Raw genomic sequence first — 17,117 nt, 5'->3', positions numbered from 1 at the left:
ACGGCGGGTGCCGTCATAGAGGGAGGAGCGCGCGGGCATCGCGCTGATACCGCGCGGCGGCGAACGTCGCTCAGTCGTCGCCGAGGTCGTCCGGCTCGATGGGGGTGCGCTTCTTGCCGTTGCCACCGGTGCGATCGTCGGATTCGATCTCACGTCGCCGGACCGTGATCCGTCGAGCGCCGGTTCCGACAGCGGCAGCGCCTCGCGAGACGCCGCCGACGAGTGCTCCGCCGGCCCGTCTCAGGCCGCGACTCGCGGTGTGCTCGAGGCGTGCTGCACCCGGGCGGGGCTCGAGGTCGGGAGGCAGCAGGGCGGGCGGTGAGCCGAAGGCGCGGCGCGAGTTGACCAGCACCCGGCGACCGAGGATGTTGTTCCCGGCTCCGCCGATCACGGCGCCGATGCCGAACGGCAGCGCCTTCCCGATCCACGAGGCACCGCCGCGAGCGGCGAACTGGTGGATGAACGTGGTCTTCAGGCGATCGACCAACGGGCCGACGGCTGCGCGGGGGATGGTCTTCGTGACCAGCTCGCCCCAGTAGCGGTCGCGCGTGGGCCCGCGTCCGGCCGCCTGACCCGCGAGCTGGGCGACCAGATCGATCGCCTCCTTGCCCATCATGAGCGTCAGCACCAGCGCCCGGGCGCGGTCCGGGTCCGCGACCTGGATGCCGTGAACCTCGGCGACCGATTGGGCGAAGAGCGCGGTCGCCTCGAGGAACGCGACGGTCTCGACTCCGCTCAGCGCGAGGGTGACGCCGGTGCCTATGCCGGGCACCACCGCGGTCGCGCCGACGGCCGCTCCGCCGGTGGTGACGGCCGCGAGGTATCGCCGCTCGAGGATGCGGACGATCTCGTCAGGCGTCGCGTCGAGATGACGGAGCCGGATGCTGCGCAGATGTGCGAGGACGATGGGGCGCTGAACTGCGAGCACGCGGTCGAGCGTGCGGACCGTGCGAGGGTGCTCGTCGGACCCGGACGGCGGAAGTCCGCCCTGCCACGGCGATTCTTCGGGCAGTGAGTGGATGCGGTGCACCTTGTCGGCCATCAGGCCGATCATAGGCGTCCATCATCGAAGAACGCGGAGGGTTGACAGCGATCAGACGAAGAGGTTGGCGCGCTCGAGATCCTCGGCGAAGTCGACCTCGACAGCGTAGAGGTCCGAGATGTCGAGCGGTTCGAGCAGCAGTCCGTCGTCGATGATCGCAAGTTCTAGACCGCGCTCGAAGTAGTCCTGGTCGTCGACGCGCGTCAACTGGCGGACGAACGCCTTCTTGTCTCGGCTCGAAACGTAGTTGATGCCCACGGCTTCGCCGATGCCGCGCTTGACGGTCTTGGAGAGTTCGCTGATGAAGCCCTCGGGCGTGACGGTGTACTTGACTTCTTCGTCGCTCACCTTGGAGGTGTTCACGGTCACGAACGACTGGTCGCGGTCGATGAGTTCGATCGCGCGACCGAGGATGCGAGGATCGAAGACGACATCGCCATTCATCCAGAGAACGCCACCGCGTCCCGTGGTCGTGAGGGCTCGCAGCAGGCTCTTGGACGTGTTGGTCTGGTCGTAACGATCGTTGTAGACGTAGTCGACATCCGGGAAGGCCTCGACGATCGCCTCTGCGCGGTAGCCGACGACCGTCGTGATCTTCGCGCTTTCGCCGAACGCTGCGCGGATGTTGTCATGCTGCTGCCGCATGATCGTGCGGCCGTCACTCAGTTCCGTGAGCGGCTTCGGCAGGCTCCGGCCGAGTCGCGAGCCCATGCCGGCCGCGAGGATTACGGTCTGAAGTGTCAAAGTCTGCTCCTAGAGTGTGTGTTTCACCATCGATTCATCGACGCGACACACCCTCGTGCCAGGTTCATGGTAGCGGGGTGACCTGGGAACGTGCATAATGCATGGCCCCCGTTGTCCGTTTGTGACATTACGGTTTCCTCATGAATGCTCGCTCGCGTGGTGCCGCGGTGAGCAACCCGCTTGATACCTTGGATCGGTGACAGCTTTCCTGCCGGTGCCCCACGACGCCGAACCGGACCAACCGGACGAACGTCGTGAGACCGCGAAGGTTGTCCCGCTTCCCACGGGCGGCGACGGCGCGGCTCCGCCCGCTGCGAACCGGACGCGGCCCCCCAGGCCGAAACGTCCGAAGGTTGCTCGCCCCCGAGTGGTGAAGAGTCCGCCCCCTCCGCCTCCGCCCCGACCGCCGGTTCCCGCTGATCTCGCGGCGGCAGGCATCGTGGTGCCGCCGAGGCCGCCGCTTCCTACGGCCGACCCGGAGTCGACCGACACCGTCGACCCCGCGACGGTCGAGGCTGGGCCGATAGAAGCTGTGCCGATCGAAGCCGTGCCGATCGAAGCTGTGCCGATCGAAGCTGGGCCGGTCGAGGCTGTGGCCGTGGACGCTGCGCCCAGAGCGGCTGAGCCGGAGTCGGTCCAGGACCTGGAGACGACGGCAGACGGGCAGCAGGACGTCGTGACAGACGTCGAACCCGAGCCGGAACCTGAGCCGGAACCTGAGCCGGAACCTGAGCCCCAGGTCGCCGCTGAGGTTTACCAGGAGCCCGTCGATCGGCCCGCGGAGCCCGTTGCCGCACTCGTCACCGAGACCCCCGAGACGGCCGACCCCGAACCCGCCTCGGAAGCCGACCCCGAACCCGCCCCGGAGACCGGCCACGACTCCGAGACGCCAGGGGCGGAGGCACTCGCGTCCACGCTGCTCGACGATCCCGAGGTGCTGACGGCGCCGCTCACCGCCGCCGACGCTCTCGTGATCCGAGGCGTGACGAAGAGCTTCGGCGATGCGCGTGCCGTCGAGGGCATCGACCTCACCGTTCCGGCGGGCACGTTCTACGGTCTCGTGGGGCCCAACGGCGCAGGCAAGACGACCACGCTGTCGATGATCGCCGGTCTCCTGCGGCCCGATCGCGGAACCATCAGTGTCGGCGGAGTGGATGCGGCATCCCGACCCCTCGCTGCGAAGCGGATGATGGGTGTGCTTCCCGACCGGCTCCGCACCTTCGACCGGCTCACCGGCCGCCAACTGCTCTACTATTACGGCGTGCTGCGCGGACTGTCACCCGCGGTGGTCGAGCAGCGCACCGCGGATCTCGCCCGCGCGTTCGACCTCACGGACGCGCTCGGCCGTGTCGTGTCGGACTACTCCGCCGGCATGACCAAGAAGGTGATGCTGGCGGGTGCCATGATCCACTCACCGCGGCTGCTCGTGCTCGATGAGCCGTTCGAGGCCGTCGATCCGGTGTCGAGCGCCATCATCCTCGACATCCTCTCGACGTATGTGGCGCACGGTGGCACCGTCATCCTCTCGAGCCACGGCATGGAGCTGGTCGAGCGCGTGTGCTCACGCGTTGCCGTGATCGTCGCCGGTCAGGTGCTCGCCGAGGGCACCGTCGACGAGGTGCGGGGCGAGCTGACGCTCGAACAGCGTTTCATCGAGCTTGCCGGCGGCCTGAGCGACGTGGAAGGCCTGGAGTGGCTGCACACATTCTCCGACTGAGGGTCGCGCTTCTCCTCGGTGGTCTGCGCGGCGATGGCGGTCACGCCACCCGCATGGCGCTCGGACTCCTGCTGCTCGCCGGCGGCACCGCGGCGGCGTGCTGGGCTCTCCTGTCACTGCAGGATGCCCAGACCGACGTCGTGCTGACCGTGACCGTGCTCGCGGGTTCGGCCGTGACCCTCGGGTTCGGCCTCGCGCCGCTCATCGGTGGGGCTCACGACCCGCTCGACCCGCGACGATTCGCCGTCCTGGGACTGCCGCGCGGGCAGCTGGCCGCGGCACTGGCGGCGGCCGGCTTCATCAGTGTGCCGACCGCGGTCCTTGCCATCCTGGCGGTCTGCACGGGGATCGTCTGGACCGGCCAGGGCGCTCCATGGATCGCCGGGGCGTTCGGCGCGCTGCTGGGAGTGGTGACCTGCGTCCTCCTCGCACGCGTGTGCATGGCGCTGACATCGCTCTTCCTCCGCGAGCGGCGCTCGCGCGAGCTGTCGGGTCTCTTCATCCTCGCGATCCTGGTCGTCGTCGTCCCCGTCGGGGTGTTCCTCGCCTCCCTCGAGTGGCACGGCAGCGTGCCGACCCAGCTCGTCGAGGCCGTGTCTGCGCTCGCCGTGACGCCCCTGGGAGCCGCGTGGGCCTTCGGGGGTCTGGTTGCCCAAGGCGACGACAGCGCCGGGCTTGCGCTGCTCATCGCGGTGGCGACTGTCGGTCTGCTCGCGCTGGCGTGGGCGGGGCTCGTCCGACTGATCCTCACGACGACCGAGCGACCCACCGCCACGCGGGAGCGGGGCGGTCTCGGCTGGTTCGCGGTCGCACCGGGAACGCCCGGCGGGGCGATATCGGCCCGCAGCCTCATGTACTGGTTCCGTGATCGCCGCTACATCGTCAACGTGCTGGTGATCCCGGTCGCCGCGGTCATCACGGCAGTCCCACTGCTGATCGCGGGAGTGCCGCCCGAGATCGTGGCCCTTGTCCCCGTGCCCTTCGCCGCGCTGTTCCTCGGATGGCTCCCGCACAACGACGTCGCGTACGACTCCACGGCGCTGTGGATGCACGTCGCGAGCGGGGTGAGGGGCTGGTCGGACCGCATCGGCCGTCTCGTCCCGGTGCTCCTCATCGGCGTGCCGATGCTGGCTGTCGCCGTTCCCTTCGCGATCCTCCTGTATGGCCGCTGGGCACTCCTTCCTGCACTGGCCGGCGTCTGCCTCTCGCTCTTCCTGTGCGGCCTCGGACTCTCGAGCATCGCGTCGGTGGTATCGCCGTACGCCGTGTCACGGCCGGGTGAGAGCCCGTTCCAGCAGCCGCAGCGCGCCGGCGCGGCCAGCGCCGTCGCACAGGGCACGGTGATGATCGGCACGATCGTCCTGAGCGCGCCCGCACTCTGGTGGGCATGGATCGCGGTCACCGAAGACATCGAAGCCGCGACGCTCGCGCTGTGGGGCGGGCTCGCGACGGGTGTCTTCGTCCTCATGGTCGGCATCGCCATCGGATCGGCCGTCTTCGAACGACGCGGCGGGCGGCTGATGGAGTTCGCCGAGTCGACGTGAGCGTCGTCCGACGTCACGCACCCGCCCCGCCATGGTCGCCCGCGGGCTAAACTGACTCACCATGAGCACCCCCCTCGAAGGTCCGGACCAGGGCGGCATCGCCACTCTCGACCGTGAGCTCGAAGAGCTCATCCGCGAAGAGAACCTCGAACCCGGGGATCACGAGCGCTTCTCCCATTACGTGAAGAAGGAGAAGATCCTGGAGTCCGCGCTCACGGGCAAACCTGTCAGGGCGTTGTGCGGCAAGAAGTGGACGCCTGGGCGGGACCCCGAGAAGTTCCCCGTCTGCCCGACGTGCAAAGAGATCTACGAGTCCCTCGTCGGCTGACGGTATGCGGCCAGCCGCATACCGTGGGCGGCGATGTCGTGCGGGCGCGGATGAAACGAAGAAGCTGCTCGCCATAGCGTGGTGGGCACCGAGGAGCGTTGCGGGGTGCTCGATACGTAGCGCCCCACATCCACGCATCGGCGATCACGTCGGGCAGACGTCGGGGCCGAATCCGTCAGCCGTCGCGCTCGACGAACACTGTCGGGATCGCGGGGTCGGAGCGACTCAGCGCGAGCGCCCGCACCGGAAGCTCCTCGAGCACGCGGGAGTGGTGAGCGCGCGCGGCGGTGACACCCTCGCGGCCGAGGTACGCTGCGTCCGGCTCTCCCGCCACGACCAGCGGCACGTGCAGCGCTCGCGCATCCGGATGCGTGGCGACGGTGTCGAGCTCTTCGAATCCGTCCGAGACGACGATCAGCTCGCTCGTCGCGGTGCCCTGATCGAGCGTGCGGAACGCGGCTTTGCGACCGCCCTTGGACGCCTTGTCGACGGAGGCCTTCTCGACGCCCACCCAGCTGCCCGCGGCATCCTGCCTCGCGACGAGCTTGTAGACCATTCCCGCGGTGGGATACCCCGATCCGGTCACGACGGACGTGCCGACACCGTACGAGTCGACCGGGGATGCCGCGAGCGATGCGATCGCGAATTCGTCGAGGTCGCTCGTCACGGTGATGCGCGTCTTCGCCGCGCCGAGCTCGTCGAGCTGAGCGCGAACCTGTCCGGCGACGATCGGCAGGTCGCCGGAGTCGATCCGCACGCCGCCGAGGGAGGTGCCGGCGACCCGGACCGCCGTCGCGACGCCCTCGTGGATGTCGTAGGTGTCGATGAGGAGCGTGGTGTCGACGCCGAGGGCGTCGATCTGTGCGCGGAACGCCGCTTCTTCGGTGTCGTGCAAGAGGGTCCACGCGTGGGCGGCGGTCCCCATGGTGGGGATGCTCCAGGTCCGCCCCGCCTCGAGGTTCGAGGTGGCGGCGAAGCCGACGATGTATGCGGCGCGCGCTGCGGCGACCGCGGAGTGCTCGCCTGCGCGGCGCGAACCCATCTCGGAGAGGGGACGCTCGCCCGCTGCGATGGCCATGCGCGCGGCAGCCGTCGCGATCGCGGAGTCGTGGTTCAGCACGCTGAGCGCGAGCGTCTCGAGGATGACGGCTTCGGCGAACGAGCCCTCCACGGTCAGGATCGGCGAGCCGGGGAAGTAGAGCTCACCCTCGCGGTAGCCGGTGATCGACCCGCCGAACCGGTACCCCTCGAGAAAGTCGAGCGTCGCGGCATCCACCACCCGTTCGTCACGCAGGAAGCGGAGTTCATCGTCACCGAAGCGGAAGTCCTGGATCAGGCTCAGCAGGCGTCCGGTTCCCGCCACCACGCCGAAGCGCCGGCCGCCCGGAAGTCGCCTGCCGAACAGCTCGAAGACGCAGTGGCGATCGGCCGTGCCGTCGCGCAGCGCCGCGTCGAGCATCGTGAGCTCGTACCGGTCTGTGTGCAGGGCGGTGCTCATGCGCACAGCCTAGTGAGGCTCGGACGGCAGGTAGGCTGGCTCATCGTGGATGACGCGCCGATCGGGATCTTCGACTCCGGGGTCGGCGGGCTCACCGTGGCTCGCGCGGTGTCGGCGCAGCTGCCCCGCGAGTCGATCCTCTACATCGGCGACACTGCCCGTTCGCCGTACGGTCCGAAGCCCATCGCCGACGTGCGCCGTTACGCGCTCGAGATCCTCGACACGCTCGTCGACCAGGGCGTGAAGATGCTCGTGATCGCCTGCAACACGGCCTCCGCGGCGATGCTGCGAGACGCCCGGGAGCGCTACGACGTCCCGGTGGTCGAAGTCATCGGCCCCGCTGTGCGCACCGCGATGTCCACGACCCGCAACGGGCGCATCGGCGTGATCGGCACGGCCGGCACGATCGGCTCCGGCGCGTACCAGGACATGCTCGAGGTCAACGAGCGGCTCACGGTGTTCGCGAGAGCGTGCCCGCGGTTCGTCGAGTTCGTGGAGGCCGGTGTGACGGACTCGCCCGAAGTGCTCGCGGTCGCCGAGGAGTACCTCGCCCCGCTGCGGCACGCGGATGTCGACACGCTCGTCCTCGGGTGCACCCACTATCCGTTCCTCGAGGGCGCGATCAGCTATGTCATGGGGCCCGATGTGAGCCTCGTCTCGAGCGACACCGAGACGGCGAAGGACGTCTACCGGCAGCTGGTCTCGCGTGATCTCATGGCGGGCGCGGATGCCAGACCCACCCATGTCTACGAAGCCACCGGCGCGTCCGCCGACGAATTCCTGAGCCTCGCGCACCGCCTGATGGGCCGCGAGGTGCGCGAGGTGCAGCTCGTCCACACCGGCGCCATCGACCTTCCCCGCCTCCAGCGGTGACGGCATCCCATGTCCCGATTGCCCTGCTTCATGTCCCAGTTTCCCTCGCTTCCATCCCGCTATAGCGGGAGAAAGTGGGACATGCCGAACCTCCGAGGAGAGATATGACCGACATCACCCGCGCGGACGGCCGCGCCGTCGACGAGCTGCGCACCATCACGATCGAGCGCGGCTGGAATGCGCACGCGGAGGGATCGGCGCTCATCTCGTTCGGCGGCACGAAGGTGCTGTGCACGGCGTCGTTCACGAACGGCGTGCCCCGCTGGCTGTCGGGCAAGGGCAAGGGCTGGGTGACGGCCGAGTACGCGATGCTCCCGCGCGCGACCAACGACCGCAACGACCGTGAGAGCGTCAAGGGCAAGATCGGCGGCCGCACCCACGAGATCTCGCGGCTCATCGGCCGTGCCCTGCGTGCTGTGGTCGATACCAAGGCTCTCGGCGAGAACACCATCGTGATCGACTGCGACGTGCTTCAGGCGGATGGCGGCACCCGCACGGCCGCGATCACCGGCGCCTATGTCGCTCTGGCAGATGCGATCGAGTGGGGGCGCGCGAAGAAGTTCATCGGCCAGAAGGCGGTGCCGCTCATCGACTCGGTCGCGGCCGTCTCGGTCGGCATCATCGACGGCGAGCCCATGCTCGACCTCGCGTACGTCGAGGACGTGCGCGCCGAGACCGACATGAACGTCGTCGTCACCGGACGCGGGCTGTTCGTGGAGGTGCAGGGCACGGCCGAGGGCGCGCCGTTCGACAAGCGCGAACTGGACGCGCTGCTCGACCTCGGCGTCGCCGGGTGCGCGTCGCTGCGGGAGCACCAGCTCACTGCGCTCGCCGCCGGCAGCGAGACGGCCACCCGGTGACGGCGCGTCCCGAAGAGATGGCGTCTGCCGTGGCGGATGCCGAAGCCGACGCCGCGCGTGGACCCAACGTTCGGCAGATCGTGCTCGCCACCCACAATGCGCACAAGGTGCAGGAGTTCCAGGCGATCGTCGCCTCCTCGCGACCCGACCTGCTGGTCATCTCGTACGACGGTCCTGAGCCGGTGGAAGACGGCGTGACGTTCGCCGAGAACGCGCTGATCAAGGCGCGGGCCGCCGCATCCCACACCGGCCTTCCCGCGCTCGCCGACGATTCGGGCATCTGCGTGGACGTGCTCGGCGGCGCACCCGGCGTGTTCTCGGCCTATTGGGCAGGACACGCGAAGGATGCCGCAGCCAACCTGAACCTGCTGCTCGACCAGCTCGCAGACATCGGTGACCCGCAGCGCACGGCGCAGTTCGTCTCGACGATCGCGCTCGTTGTGCCCGGAGACGCTTCGTCCGAGCACGTCGTCGAGGGTGTCTGGCCCGGTCGGCTCGCGCTCGCGGCGGCCGGCGGGGGAGGCTTCGGGTACGACCCGATCTTCATTCCGGACGGCCAAGACCCTGCTGCCGAGCGGACCGTCGCCGAATGGTCCGCGAGCGAGAAGAACGCGGCATCCCATCGCTCGCGGGCGTTCAGCGAGCTCTCACCGCTCCTGGCCGCTCTGTAGCGCGCCCGTCAGCGCGCCGGTCAGCTCGTCGACCACCGTGACGTAGTGGTCGTCGCTGCCGAAGCGCGCCATCGCGGCGCCGTCGGCGACCGTGTACGGAAAGTCGGCGCTCGCGCCCGACGTGATGCGCTCCAGGCTCGGTGCGGCTTCCGCGGCCGTGCGCGCGATCGCGAACGAGACCCAGCCGTAGTTGAGCGCGATGATCCCGCTGAAGGTTGCGACGGCGCGGTCTCCGTCCAGGCCGAGTCGGTGCAGCAGTCGCAGTGCCTGCTCCCCGATGGGCAGCGCGTTCGGCCCGGGGAGTGGGTGGGCGATCAGCCCCGGAACGGCCCAGGGATGCGCGAGCAGCAGATCGCGGTGTGCCGTTGCGAAGGCACGGAGATCGGCCAGCGGATCCTCCGTCTCGGGTAGCGCGGGCATGCGGCCGAGCACGCGATCGAGGAGGGTCTCGACGAGCTCCTCCTTGCCCGCCACGTAACGGTAGAGGCTCATCGGCGAGGACCCGAGCTCTTCTGCGACCGCGCGGATCGTCAGGCCGTCGAGCCTCGTCGAGGCGACGGTCTCCGCGGCGTCGAGGATGGCCTCGGGCGACAGCGAATTGCGCGAACGTCTGCTCTGCGGCCCGGAGGCGGAGGGGCGTGGCATCGATGGCTCCCTTGGACGAATGCTTGCGTACACCGTACGCTATCGGCTAGCGTACTTAGTACGCAACCTCGCCGAACCCAGGAGTGCCCGATGTTCTTCCTTCGCTGGATACCCACGTTCCTCGCTTTCCCGCTCGCGGGACTGCTCGCGACGCTCGTTGCGGGACCGAGCCGCAGCCCGCTCACCGCGTTGGCCGTAGGGGCGATCGTGGGTGCCGTCGTCGGCGGCGCGCAGTGGCTCGCGCTCGGCCGGCTCGTCGACTGGCGGTGGGCAGTCGGCACTCTCGGCGCGGTGGCCGTGTCGAGCGCGATCTCGATGTTCGTCGTCGGTCCACCCGTCACGACGGTCGCCGGGATGGTCACCGGGCTGATCACGGGCGTCGCGGTCGGTGCGGCGCAGGCACCCGTCCTGCGCCGAGGCTGGCGCATCGGACTGGTCTGGACCGCCACCGTCGGAGTGTCGTGGGCCGCTGCCTGGGGGATCACCTCGGTGGTGATCGTCGACCTCGACCGCGGTCACGCCGTGTTCGGTTCGAGCGGTGCCCTCGTCGCGACGATCGTCACCGGTGTGGTGCTCCGCCTCATCCTGGCTCCGCGACTGCGGCGCGTGCCGAGAGATCCGTCCGAGACGACTCCGGCGATGGATGCTGCAGCCTCGGTGATCGCAGCCACGACGGCGACGACGCGCAAGGATCGCTGATCCATGCTGGTCCTCACCGGCATCCTGCTGATCGCTCTGCCGATCGCCTTCAACGTCGCCTTCGCGGCCCTCGCCGCACGGTTCCAGTACCCCGACGTCCTGCGTCAGCCGACCGCCGACGTGCTGGCACGATTCCGGGCGGGCGGTTCGTCGCTCGTGCTCCTGTGGTGGGCGTTCGCGATGACCGCCGTGCTGCTCGCTCCCACGGCGGCCCTGCTCTCGGCGAGTCTCGTCGGCGCCGAGCCCGCGCTTCTCGCCACGGCGACCGTTCTCGGTGTGCTGGCGGCCCTCACTCAGTTTCTCGGGCTCATCCGGTGGCCGTTCCTGGTGCCGTTCCTCGCTCGCGCCGATGCCGATCCGGATGCCACGCCGGCCAGTCGCGCAGCCGTCGACATCGTCTTCCAGTCGTTCCACCGCTACCTCGGAGTCGCGGTGGGCGAGCACCTCGGCTACCTCTTCAGCGGCGCGTGGACCATCCTCAGCAGCATCGCGATCATGACCTCGGGGGTGTTGAGCGGGTGGATCGGCCTTGTGGGCGTCGCCGTCGGCGCGCTGTTGGTGCTGTGCTCGTTCGAGTTCGTCGGCTCGTTCGAAGACCGCGGTTGGCGCCTGGCCGGAGCGATCACCCCCTTCGTCTACATCGCGTGGTCGCTGTGGCTGATCGCCACGGGCGTGGGACTGCTCATCGCGTCGGCCACCAGCGCCGCCTGACTCGCGTCTTATCGAGAATCACACTCATTCCCGACTAGCCGAATCGCCGGGATGCCGGCCTCCGCGGGCTTAGCCTGGCTCTATGCACGACCATGCGCCCGCCGGAATCCGAGGCGCGAGCAACCGCCGGCTACTCGCGATCTCGCTCGCGATCACCTCGGTCGTGATGCTCGTGCAGGTGGTCGGAGCGTTCCTCTCCGGATCCCTCGCTCTCCTCGCCGATGCGGCGCACATGTTCACGGATGCCGCGGCGCTGGTGATCGCCCTCATCGCGAGCATCGTGGCGGCTCGACCCGCCAATGACCGGCGCACGTTCGGGTATCAGCGAGCCGAGGTCTTCGGGGCGCTCGTGAACGGGGTGATCCTCATCATCCTGTCGGTGTGGATCGCCGTGGAGGGGGTCCGCCGACTGCTGGATCCCGGCGAGGTGGTGGTCGCCGGGGGACTGATGCTCGTCGTCGCGATCGTCGGTCTGGTGGCCAATGCGGTCGCGATGTGGCTGCTGAGCGCGGCGCAGCGCCGCAGCATCAATGTGCGTGGCGCCTATCTCGAAGTGCTCGGCGACTTCATCGGCTCGGGCGTGGTGATCGTCGCGGCGATCGTCATCGTCACGACGGGATGGATGCCCGCCGATGCGATCGCGTCGCTCTTCATCGCCGCGATGATCATTCCGCGGGCGATCGCGCTGCTGCGGGAAGTGGTGTCGGTGCTGTCGGAGTCGACGCCGGAGGGCATGCACGTCGACGAGATCCGCGAGCACATCCTGTCCACGCCCGACGTCGTCGACGTCCACGACGTGCACGTGTGGCAGCTCACCCGAGGTGCGCCGGTCTTCAGCGCGCATGTCGTCGTCGACGGCGAGGCGTTCAGCGACGGCCGTTCGGGTGCGATCCTCGGCAAGCTGCAGGGATGTCTGGCCGAGCACTTCGACGTCGAGCACTCGACGTTCCAGCTGGAGCCGGCGGGACACATCGAGAACGAGGCGCACGCCTAGCTAGTGCTCGCGCACGACCTCGTCGGGCGACTTGTCGGGCCGGAGGCCCCGCCAACGCGAGTGTCGCAGGATGCCGTCAGGTGTGAACTCGGCGAACTCCACCTCGCCGACGAGCTCGGGACGCACCCAGAGCGCATCGGAAGCGTCTGCTGCGGGGATGCCGACGAACGGGTTCTCGTGCGTCCGCAGCGGCGTCAGCACGGCATCGAGCCTTGCCAGGGTCGAGTCGCTGAACCCCGATCCGACCCGCCCGGCGTACTGCAGCCCGTCTGGTCCCGGGATGCCGAGCAGCAGCGAGCCGATCGAGCCGGTGCGCCCGCCGCGACCTGGCCGGATCGCTCCGATCACGACCTCCTGCGTGTGCGTCAGCTTCACCTTGAGCCACGACTCGGAGCGCAGCCCGCGGCGATAGGGCGATGCGGGATCCTTCACGACCACACCCTCCAGGCCGAAAGTGCGTGCCGCGGCGAGAGCGGCATCCACGTCGTCGAACACGGGCGGGAGCACGATAGCTGGGACGGCCTCAGCTGCGATGCCCTCGAGGATCTCGCGCCGCTCCCGGAGTGGAAGGCGGGCGACATCCGCGCCGGCGAACGAGAGCACATCGAAGAGGAACAGATGCACCGGAGTCCGCGGCGTCTCCAGGGCGATCTCGCGGGGCTTGGCGAGGTTCATACGGCTCTGCAGGCGGGTGAAGCTCGGGCGCCCCTTCGCGTCGAGGGCGACGATCTCGCCGTCGATGACACAGGGCTCGGGTCCGAGTCCGACGTCGACGCGGGTGAGTTCCGGATACTTCGCTGTCACGTCATTGCCGCTTCGCGCGCGCAGCTGCAGCCGTCGGCCGTCCCAGATTCCGATCGCGCGGATACCGTCCCACTTCACCTCGACCCAGGGATCCCAGCGGCGTGCAGCGTCGCGCGCGATGCCGGGTGTGCTCGAGGTGGCGATCATCGGCGAGACGTCCGCCGGATGGATCGGTGCCGGGACGGTCGGCGTCGCCGGCGCCGCCGGGGGGCTCGTTTGGTCTGCTGAGCCTGCCGAAGCACTGTCACTCGCCTCGACGACGATGCCATCCGGCTGCGGGCGGCCCGCGGCATCCGTCTTCATGCGATGCAGCAGCCAGGTGGACTTCTCGCCCGAGCCGTCCGTGCGGATCAGCGCCAGCCGAACGCGGCCCAGTGGCCCGCCGGGCCGGCCCTCGAGGGTCGCGATGATCTCGTCGTCCCGCCACTTCTCGAGCTCATAGCGGCCGTCGTCCCAGATCGTCACGGTGCCACCGCCGTATTCGGCTGCGGGAATCGTGCCCTCGAAAGTGGCGTAGTCCATCGGGTGATCCTCGGTCATCACCGCGAGGTTGTTGCGCTTGTACGAGTGAGGAACGCCGCGCGGGACCGCCCAGCTCACCAGCACGCCGTCGCGCTCGAGCCGGAAGTCCCAGTGCAGCCGCGAGGCGTGGTGCTCCTGGATGACGAACCGGGGCAGTTCATCCACGGCGGATGCGGCACCCAGCGCATTCGACGGCACAGGCTCGGGCGTGCGCCCGGCGCTGCGCTTGGAGATGTAGACGGCGAGCGGTCCGTCCTCGGCTTCGCGTCCGCCGGCGTGGAAGCCGAGCGCGGCGAGCGGGTCGCCGATCGCCTCGACACGTTCGAGCACCTCGTCGAACATCAGGTGGCGCAGGTCGTGGTCGTCGAGCTCGCCCCACGTGCGGGGTGCCGCCACATTCGGGTGATCGCGTCCGCGCAGCGAGTACGGCGCGATCGTGGTCTTCGCGCCGTTGTTCTGGCTCCAGTCGATGAAGACCTTGCCGGGCCGCGACGCCTTCGCCATGGCCGACACGACGAGGTCTGGATGGTCGGCCTCGATGGAGCGGGCGAGTTCGCGGGCGACGGCGGTGATCTCCTCGCTGGTCTGGGTTGCCGGGAGCGCGGCGTACAGATGGATGCCCTTGCTGCCGCTCGTGAGCGGCAGTGGCTCGAGACCCATGCCCTGCAGGATCTCGCGCGACCATCGTGCGACCTCGGCGCATTCGGCGAGGCCGGTGCCGGGACCGGGGTCGAGATCGAGGACGATCCGGTCGGGCTTGCCGCGATCGCCGTCGCGGTCGAATCGCCATTGCGGCACGTGCAGCTCGAGGCTCGCGACTTGGGCGAGATACACGAGTGTCGGCACATCGCCCACCAGCGGATAGTCCTTCGCTCCGGTCGAGTGGGGGATCGGCATCCGTTTCACCCAGTCGGGAGCACCGCGCTCGAGGTCCTTCGCGAAGAACGACGGATGATCGACGCCCTCCGGCCAGCGGAGCCGGGTGACCGGGCGTCCCACGACGTGCGGTATGAGGACGTCGGCGATGCGCGTGTAATAGTCGATCACCTCGCCCTTGGTGGTCCCCGTCTCGGGATACAGCACCTTGTCGAGGTTCGTCAGCCGCAGGCGTCGGCCGCCCACACGCACGACCTGACCTTCCCCCGGCATGGGCCCAGGGTAGCCGTGACAGGCGTGGCCGGTGTGTACTGGTGTGATGAGAGCGATCTGGAAGGGTGCGTTGACGTTCGGGCTCGTGAACGTGCCGGTCAAGGTGTATTCGGCGACCGAGGACCACGATGTCTCGTTGCACCAGGTGCACAACAAGGACGGCGGGCGCATCCGCTATCAGCGCAAGTGCGAGGTGTGCGGTGAGGTCGTCGCGTACCAGGACATAGACAAGGCCTACGATGACGGCGAGCGCACGGTCGTGCTGACCGCCGACGACCTGGCCTCGCTCCCGGCCGAGCGCAGTCGCGAGATCGACGTGGTCGAGTTCGTGCCGAGCGATCAGGTCGACCTGCTGACGCTCGACAAGGCCTATTATCTCGAGCCGGATTCCGCGTCGCCGAAGGCGTATGTGCTGCTGCGCCGGACCCTCGAGCAGACCGATCGCACCGCGATCGTGCGGTTCTCGCTGCGGCAGAAGACGCGGCTCGCCGCCCTGCGCGTGCGCGGCGACGTACTGGTGCTGCAGACCCTGCTGTGGGCCGACGAGGTGCGCGAGGCGGCATTCCCCTCGCTGGACGAGCCGGTGCGGATCTCGGCGAAGGAGCTCGAGCTGTCGGCATCCCTCGTCGAGAGCTTCGCGAGCGACTTCGACCCGTCGGAGTTCGCCGACGAGTACCAGGAAGAGCTGCGCGTCCTCATCGAGGCGAAGATCGAGCAGGGCGATGCGCTGGACACGTCCGAGACCTTCGGCGACCACGAGGAGGAAGACACCGGCGGCGAAGTCATCGACCTCATGGCCGCTCTGCGCGCGAGCGTCGAGCGGTCGCGCGCGGCTCGCGAAGGCACGGGGTCGGATGCCGCATCCAAGCCCGCTGCCGAGTCGACGGGGTCGGCAAAGCCGAAGACGGTGAAGGCCGCCGCGAAGCCGGCCGCGAAGAAGAAGCCCGCGAAGGCCAAGGCCTCGTAACAGGCGATCGACTACGTGCGCGGAGTGGTCTCCGTGCCGCCATCGTGGTGCTCCGGACCGCGCTCGAAGACCTCGGGGTCGAGCACGAGGTGCTTGGCCTCTTCGGCGTCGGTCACGACATCCTTGCCCGCGGCCGCCGCCTTCTTTGCCTTGGAGCGCTCGCGGAAGTAGTGCCACAGCGTGATGATGGCGGTGCCGCCGACTGCTGCGAGCAGGATCAGATCGATGTACTGCTCGACGAACCACGCCACCGGTGGGATGAAGCCGATCAGGTATCCGAACATCGTGAGTCCGAATCCCCACAGCAGAGCGCCGATCAGGTTGTAGAGCGTGTACTTGCCCTTGTGCATGTGGCCGACGCCCGCGGCGACCGGTGCAAACGTGCGGACGATGGGGACGAAGCGGGCGAGGATGATGGTCAGCCCGCCGAATCGAGCGAAGAACGCGTTCGTGCGCTCGACGTTCTTGACGCTGAAGAGCCCGGATTCCCTGCGTTCGAAGATCGACGGTCCACCCTTGTGGCCGATGTAGTAGCCGACTTCGCCGCCGATGAAGGCCGCGAGTCCGATCAGCAGAGCGACCCACCACACGTTGACGCCGAAGATCCCGTTCGGCGCTCCGGGCTGAGGATGCGAGAGCAGGCCGGAGATGACCAGCAGGGTGTCGCCGGGAAGCAGGAACCCGACGAGGAGTCCGGTCTCGGCGAAGACGATGAAGCACACGACGAGCAGTGCCCACGGCCCAGCCCAGGCGATGATCGCGGCGGGGTCGAGCCAGGGGATGAGGGCGATGTGATGCACGATGAATCCCGTCGGTCGGTACGGTCAGCGGCCATCGTCGGCGCGGCGGTCGCTCCAGTCTACGACGCGCGACTGCTGGCGCCGACGGCGCAACCTGTGCGGAAGGTGGGACTTGAACCCACACGCCCGAAGGCACAGGAACCTAAATCCTGCGTGTCTGCCGATTTCACCACTCCCGCGGGTGCGCCCAGTCTACGGCGACGGCGCAGATCCTCTCCGGCGGCTACTTGTACTTGATGCCGAAGAGGAAGTACGCCGCAGGGCCGAGCCAGTTCACGAGCAGGACCGGCGCCCAGACCGCTTTGCGACCGTTCACCTGGCTCTCGGGGCGGTGCCAGAGGTCCCACGCCGCGAGGAAAGCGAACGCGACCTGGACCAGTCCGAGCACAGTCAGCCCGAATCGTGCGGGGCGGGCGAGCTCGCGATGTTCATGGGTCATGTCGGCTCCTTCCGAGGGGTGAGTCCATCGTGGCACGCGCCGCGCTCTCGCGGGCTGTGGATAACTTCCGGATGCCGCGCCCCCGACTTGCGAGGATTCTTCGGTGTCAC

General features: G+C 68.8%; 17 protein-coding genes and 1 tRNA gene. 10 read left to right on the top strand and 8 right to left on the bottom strand.

Annotated elements, in window-relative coordinates:
* Nucleotides 1–70 precede the first annotated feature (70 nt).
* Both ABD188_RS14785 and ABD188_RS14780 read right to left on the bottom strand, forming a co-directional pair.
* Entirely contained in the window at nt 71–1,042 is a 972-nt protein-coding gene (locus ABD188_RS14785) for a hypothetical protein (RefSeq protein WP_344063860.1), read from the bottom strand.
* Between the two features lie 51 nt (nt 1,043–1,093).
* On the bottom strand, nt 1,094–1,786 hold the full coding sequence (locus ABD188_RS14780; protein WP_344063857.1) for a phosphocholine cytidylyltransferase family protein: 693 nt from the start codon (nt 1,784–1,786) through the stop codon (nt 1,094–1,096).
* Nucleotides 1,787–2,153: 367 nt separating this feature from the next.
* On the opposite strand from ABD188_RS14780, the gene ABD188_RS14775 reads away from it, so the two are divergent.
* The 3 genes from ABD188_RS14775 (at nt 2,154) to ABD188_RS14765 (ending at nt 5,375) form a co-directional block, all read left to right on the top strand.
* Nucleotides 2,154–3,503 carry an ABC transporter ATP-binding protein gene (locus ABD188_RS14775; RefSeq protein WP_344063854.1) on the top strand — a complete coding sequence of 450 codons (1,350 nt, stop codon included), beginning with the start codon at nt 2,154–2,156 and terminating at the stop codon, nt 3,501–3,503.
* On the top strand, nt 3,479–5,047 hold the full coding sequence (locus ABD188_RS14770; RefSeq protein WP_344063849.1) for a hypothetical protein: 1,569 nt from the start codon (nt 3,479–3,481) through the stop codon (nt 5,045–5,047). Before ABD188_RS14775 ends, ABD188_RS14770 begins: the two co-directional genes overlap by 25 nt.
* A gap of 61 nt (nt 5,048–5,108) precedes the next feature.
* Nucleotides 5,109–5,375 carry a DUF3039 domain-containing protein gene (locus ABD188_RS14765; RefSeq protein ID WP_344063846.1) on the top strand — a complete coding sequence of 89 codons (267 nt, stop codon included), beginning with the start codon at nt 5,109–5,111 and terminating at the stop codon, nt 5,373–5,375.
* Nucleotides 5,376–5,550: 175 nt separating this feature from the next.
* Here ABD188_RS14765 and ABD188_RS14760 read toward each other — a convergent pair whose 3' ends face one another.
* Complete coding sequence (locus ABD188_RS14760; RefSeq protein ID WP_425561354.1) at nt 5,551–6,873, bottom strand: nicotinate phosphoribosyltransferase; 1,323 nt, start codon at nt 6,871–6,873, stop codon at nt 5,551–5,553.
* Between the two features lie 45 nt (nt 6,874–6,918).
* Here ABD188_RS14760 and murI point away from each other — a divergent pair, with 45 nt between their 5' ends.
* The 3 genes from murI (at nt 6,919) to rdgB (ending at nt 9,277) form a co-directional block, all read left to right on the top strand.
* Complete coding sequence (gene murI, locus ABD188_RS14755; protein WP_344063840.1) at nt 6,919–7,746, top strand: glutamate racemase; 828 nt, start codon at nt 6,919–6,921, stop codon at nt 7,744–7,746.
* A 104-nt stretch (nt 7,747–7,850) separates the two neighbouring features.
* Nucleotides 7,851–8,606, top strand: coding sequence for a ribonuclease PH (gene rph / locus ABD188_RS14750; protein WP_344063837.1), 756 nt, complete (start codon nt 7,851–7,853; stop codon nt 8,604–8,606).
* A 17-nt stretch (nt 8,607–8,623) separates the two neighbouring features.
* Nucleotides 8,624–9,277, top strand: coding sequence for an RdgB/HAM1 family non-canonical purine NTP pyrophosphatase (gene rdgB / locus ABD188_RS14745; RefSeq protein WP_344067143.1), 654 nt, complete (start codon nt 8,624–8,626; stop codon nt 9,275–9,277).
* Here rdgB and ABD188_RS14740 read toward each other — a convergent pair.
* Entirely contained in the window at nt 9,254–9,922 is a 669-nt protein-coding gene (locus tag ABD188_RS14740; RefSeq protein ID WP_344063834.1) for a TetR/AcrR family transcriptional regulator, read from the bottom strand. The genes rdgB and ABD188_RS14740 overlap by 24 nt on opposite strands.
* A 90-nt stretch (nt 9,923–10,012) precedes the next feature.
* On the opposite strand from ABD188_RS14740, the gene ABD188_RS14735 reads away from it, so the two are divergent.
* The 3 genes from ABD188_RS14735 (at nt 10,013) to ABD188_RS14725 (ending at nt 12,326) form a co-directional block, all read left to right on the top strand.
* Nucleotides 10,013–10,621, top strand: coding sequence for a hypothetical protein (locus ABD188_RS14735; protein ID WP_344063831.1), 609 nt, complete (start codon nt 10,013–10,015; stop codon nt 10,619–10,621).
* Between the two features lie 3 nt (nt 10,622–10,624).
* Nucleotides 10,625–11,332: a DUF4386 domain-containing protein gene (locus ABD188_RS14730; RefSeq protein ID WP_344063828.1), complete on the top strand. Its 708-nt coding sequence runs from the start codon at nt 10,625–10,627 to the stop codon at nt 11,330–11,332.
* A gap of 82 nt (nt 11,333–11,414) precedes the next feature.
* Nucleotides 11,415–12,326: a cation diffusion facilitator family transporter gene (locus tag ABD188_RS14725; protein WP_344063825.1), complete on the top strand. Its 912-nt coding sequence runs from the start codon at nt 11,415–11,417 to the stop codon at nt 12,324–12,326.
* Here the strand turns inward: ABD188_RS14725 and ABD188_RS14720 are convergent, their stop codons facing one another.
* A complete protein-coding gene (locus ABD188_RS14720) occupies nt 12,327–14,801 on the bottom strand; it encodes an ATP-dependent DNA ligase (RefSeq protein WP_344063822.1) in 2,475 nt (824 codons plus the stop codon).
* 46 nt (nt 14,802–14,847) lie between these two features.
* Between ABD188_RS14720 and ku the strand changes: the two genes are divergently transcribed.
* Nucleotides 14,848–15,768: a non-homologous end joining protein Ku gene (gene ku, locus ABD188_RS14715; protein ID WP_344063819.1), complete on the top strand. Its 921-nt coding sequence runs from the start codon at nt 14,848–14,850 to the stop codon at nt 15,766–15,768.
* Between the two features lie 11 nt (nt 15,769–15,779).
* Here ku and ABD188_RS14710 read toward each other — a convergent pair whose 3' ends face one another.
* The 3 genes from ABD188_RS14710 to ABD188_RS14700 form a co-directional block, all read right to left on the bottom strand.
* Nucleotides 15,780–16,568: a DedA family protein gene (locus ABD188_RS14710; RefSeq protein WP_344063811.1), complete on the bottom strand. Its 789-nt coding sequence runs from the start codon at nt 16,566–16,568 to the stop codon at nt 15,780–15,782.
* A gap of 97 nt (nt 16,569–16,665) precedes the next feature.
* A tRNA-Leu gene (locus tag ABD188_RS14705) sits at nt 16,666–16,747 on the bottom strand.
* A 44-nt stretch (nt 16,748–16,791) separates the two neighbouring features.
* Nucleotides 16,792–17,007 (bottom strand): PLDc N-terminal domain-containing protein, encoded by a 216-nt coding sequence (locus tag ABD188_RS14700; RefSeq protein WP_344063809.1) that lies wholly within the window; start codon nt 17,005–17,007, stop codon nt 16,792–16,794.
* Between the last annotated feature and the right edge of the window lie 110 nt (nt 17,008–17,117).

Source organism: Microbacterium pumilum (genome assembly GCF_039530225.1).
Taxonomy (GTDB): Bacteria; Actinomycetota; Actinomycetes; order Actinomycetales; family Microbacteriaceae; genus Microbacterium; species Microbacterium pumilum.
The sequence above is the reverse complement of the archived record's forward strand: the minus strand, read 5'-3'. Positions and strand labels throughout refer to the sequence as shown.

Excerpts from the sequence above, each read along its gene's own strand:
- ABD188_RS14760 (WP_425561354.1), bottom strand. The coding sequence starts at position 6,873 with ATGAGCACCGCCCTGCACACAGACCGGTACGAGCTCACGATGCTCGAC.
- ABD188_RS14730 (WP_344063828.1), top strand. The coding sequence starts at position 10,625 with ATGCTGGTCCTCACCGGCATCCTGCTGATCGCTCTGCCGATCGCCTTC.
- ABD188_RS14785 (WP_344063860.1), bottom strand. The coding sequence starts at position 1,042 with ATGGCCGACAAGGTGCACCGCATCCACTCACTGCCCGAAGAATCGCCG.
- ABD188_RS14720 (WP_344063822.1), bottom strand. The coding sequence starts at position 14,801 with ATGCCGGGGGAAGGTCAGGTCGTGCGTGTGGGCGGCCGACGCCTGCGG.
- ABD188_RS14740 (WP_344063834.1), bottom strand. The coding sequence starts at position 9,922 with ATGCCACGCCCCTCCGCCTCCGGGCCGCAGAGCAGACGTTCGCGCAAT.
- rdgB (WP_344067143.1), top strand. The coding sequence starts at position 8,624 with ATGGCGTCTGCCGTGGCGGATGCCGAAGCCGACGCCGCGCGTGGACCC.
- ABD188_RS14725 (WP_344063825.1), top strand. The coding sequence starts at position 11,415 with ATGCACGACCATGCGCCCGCCGGAATCCGAGGCGCGAGCAACCGCCGG.
- ku (WP_344063819.1), top strand. The coding sequence starts at position 14,848 with ATGAGAGCGATCTGGAAGGGTGCGTTGACGTTCGGGCTCGTGAACGTG.
- rph (WP_344063837.1), top strand. The coding sequence starts at position 7,851 with ATGACCGACATCACCCGCGCGGACGGCCGCGCCGTCGACGAGCTGCGC.
- ABD188_RS14700 (WP_344063809.1), bottom strand. The coding sequence starts at position 17,007 with ATGACCCATGAACATCGCGAGCTCGCCCGCCCCGCACGATTCGGGCTG.
- ABD188_RS14765 (WP_344063846.1), top strand. The coding sequence starts at position 5,109 with ATGAGCACCCCCCTCGAAGGTCCGGACCAGGGCGGCATCGCCACTCTC.
- ABD188_RS14735 (WP_344063831.1), top strand. The coding sequence starts at position 10,013 with ATGTTCTTCCTTCGCTGGATACCCACGTTCCTCGCTTTCCCGCTCGCG.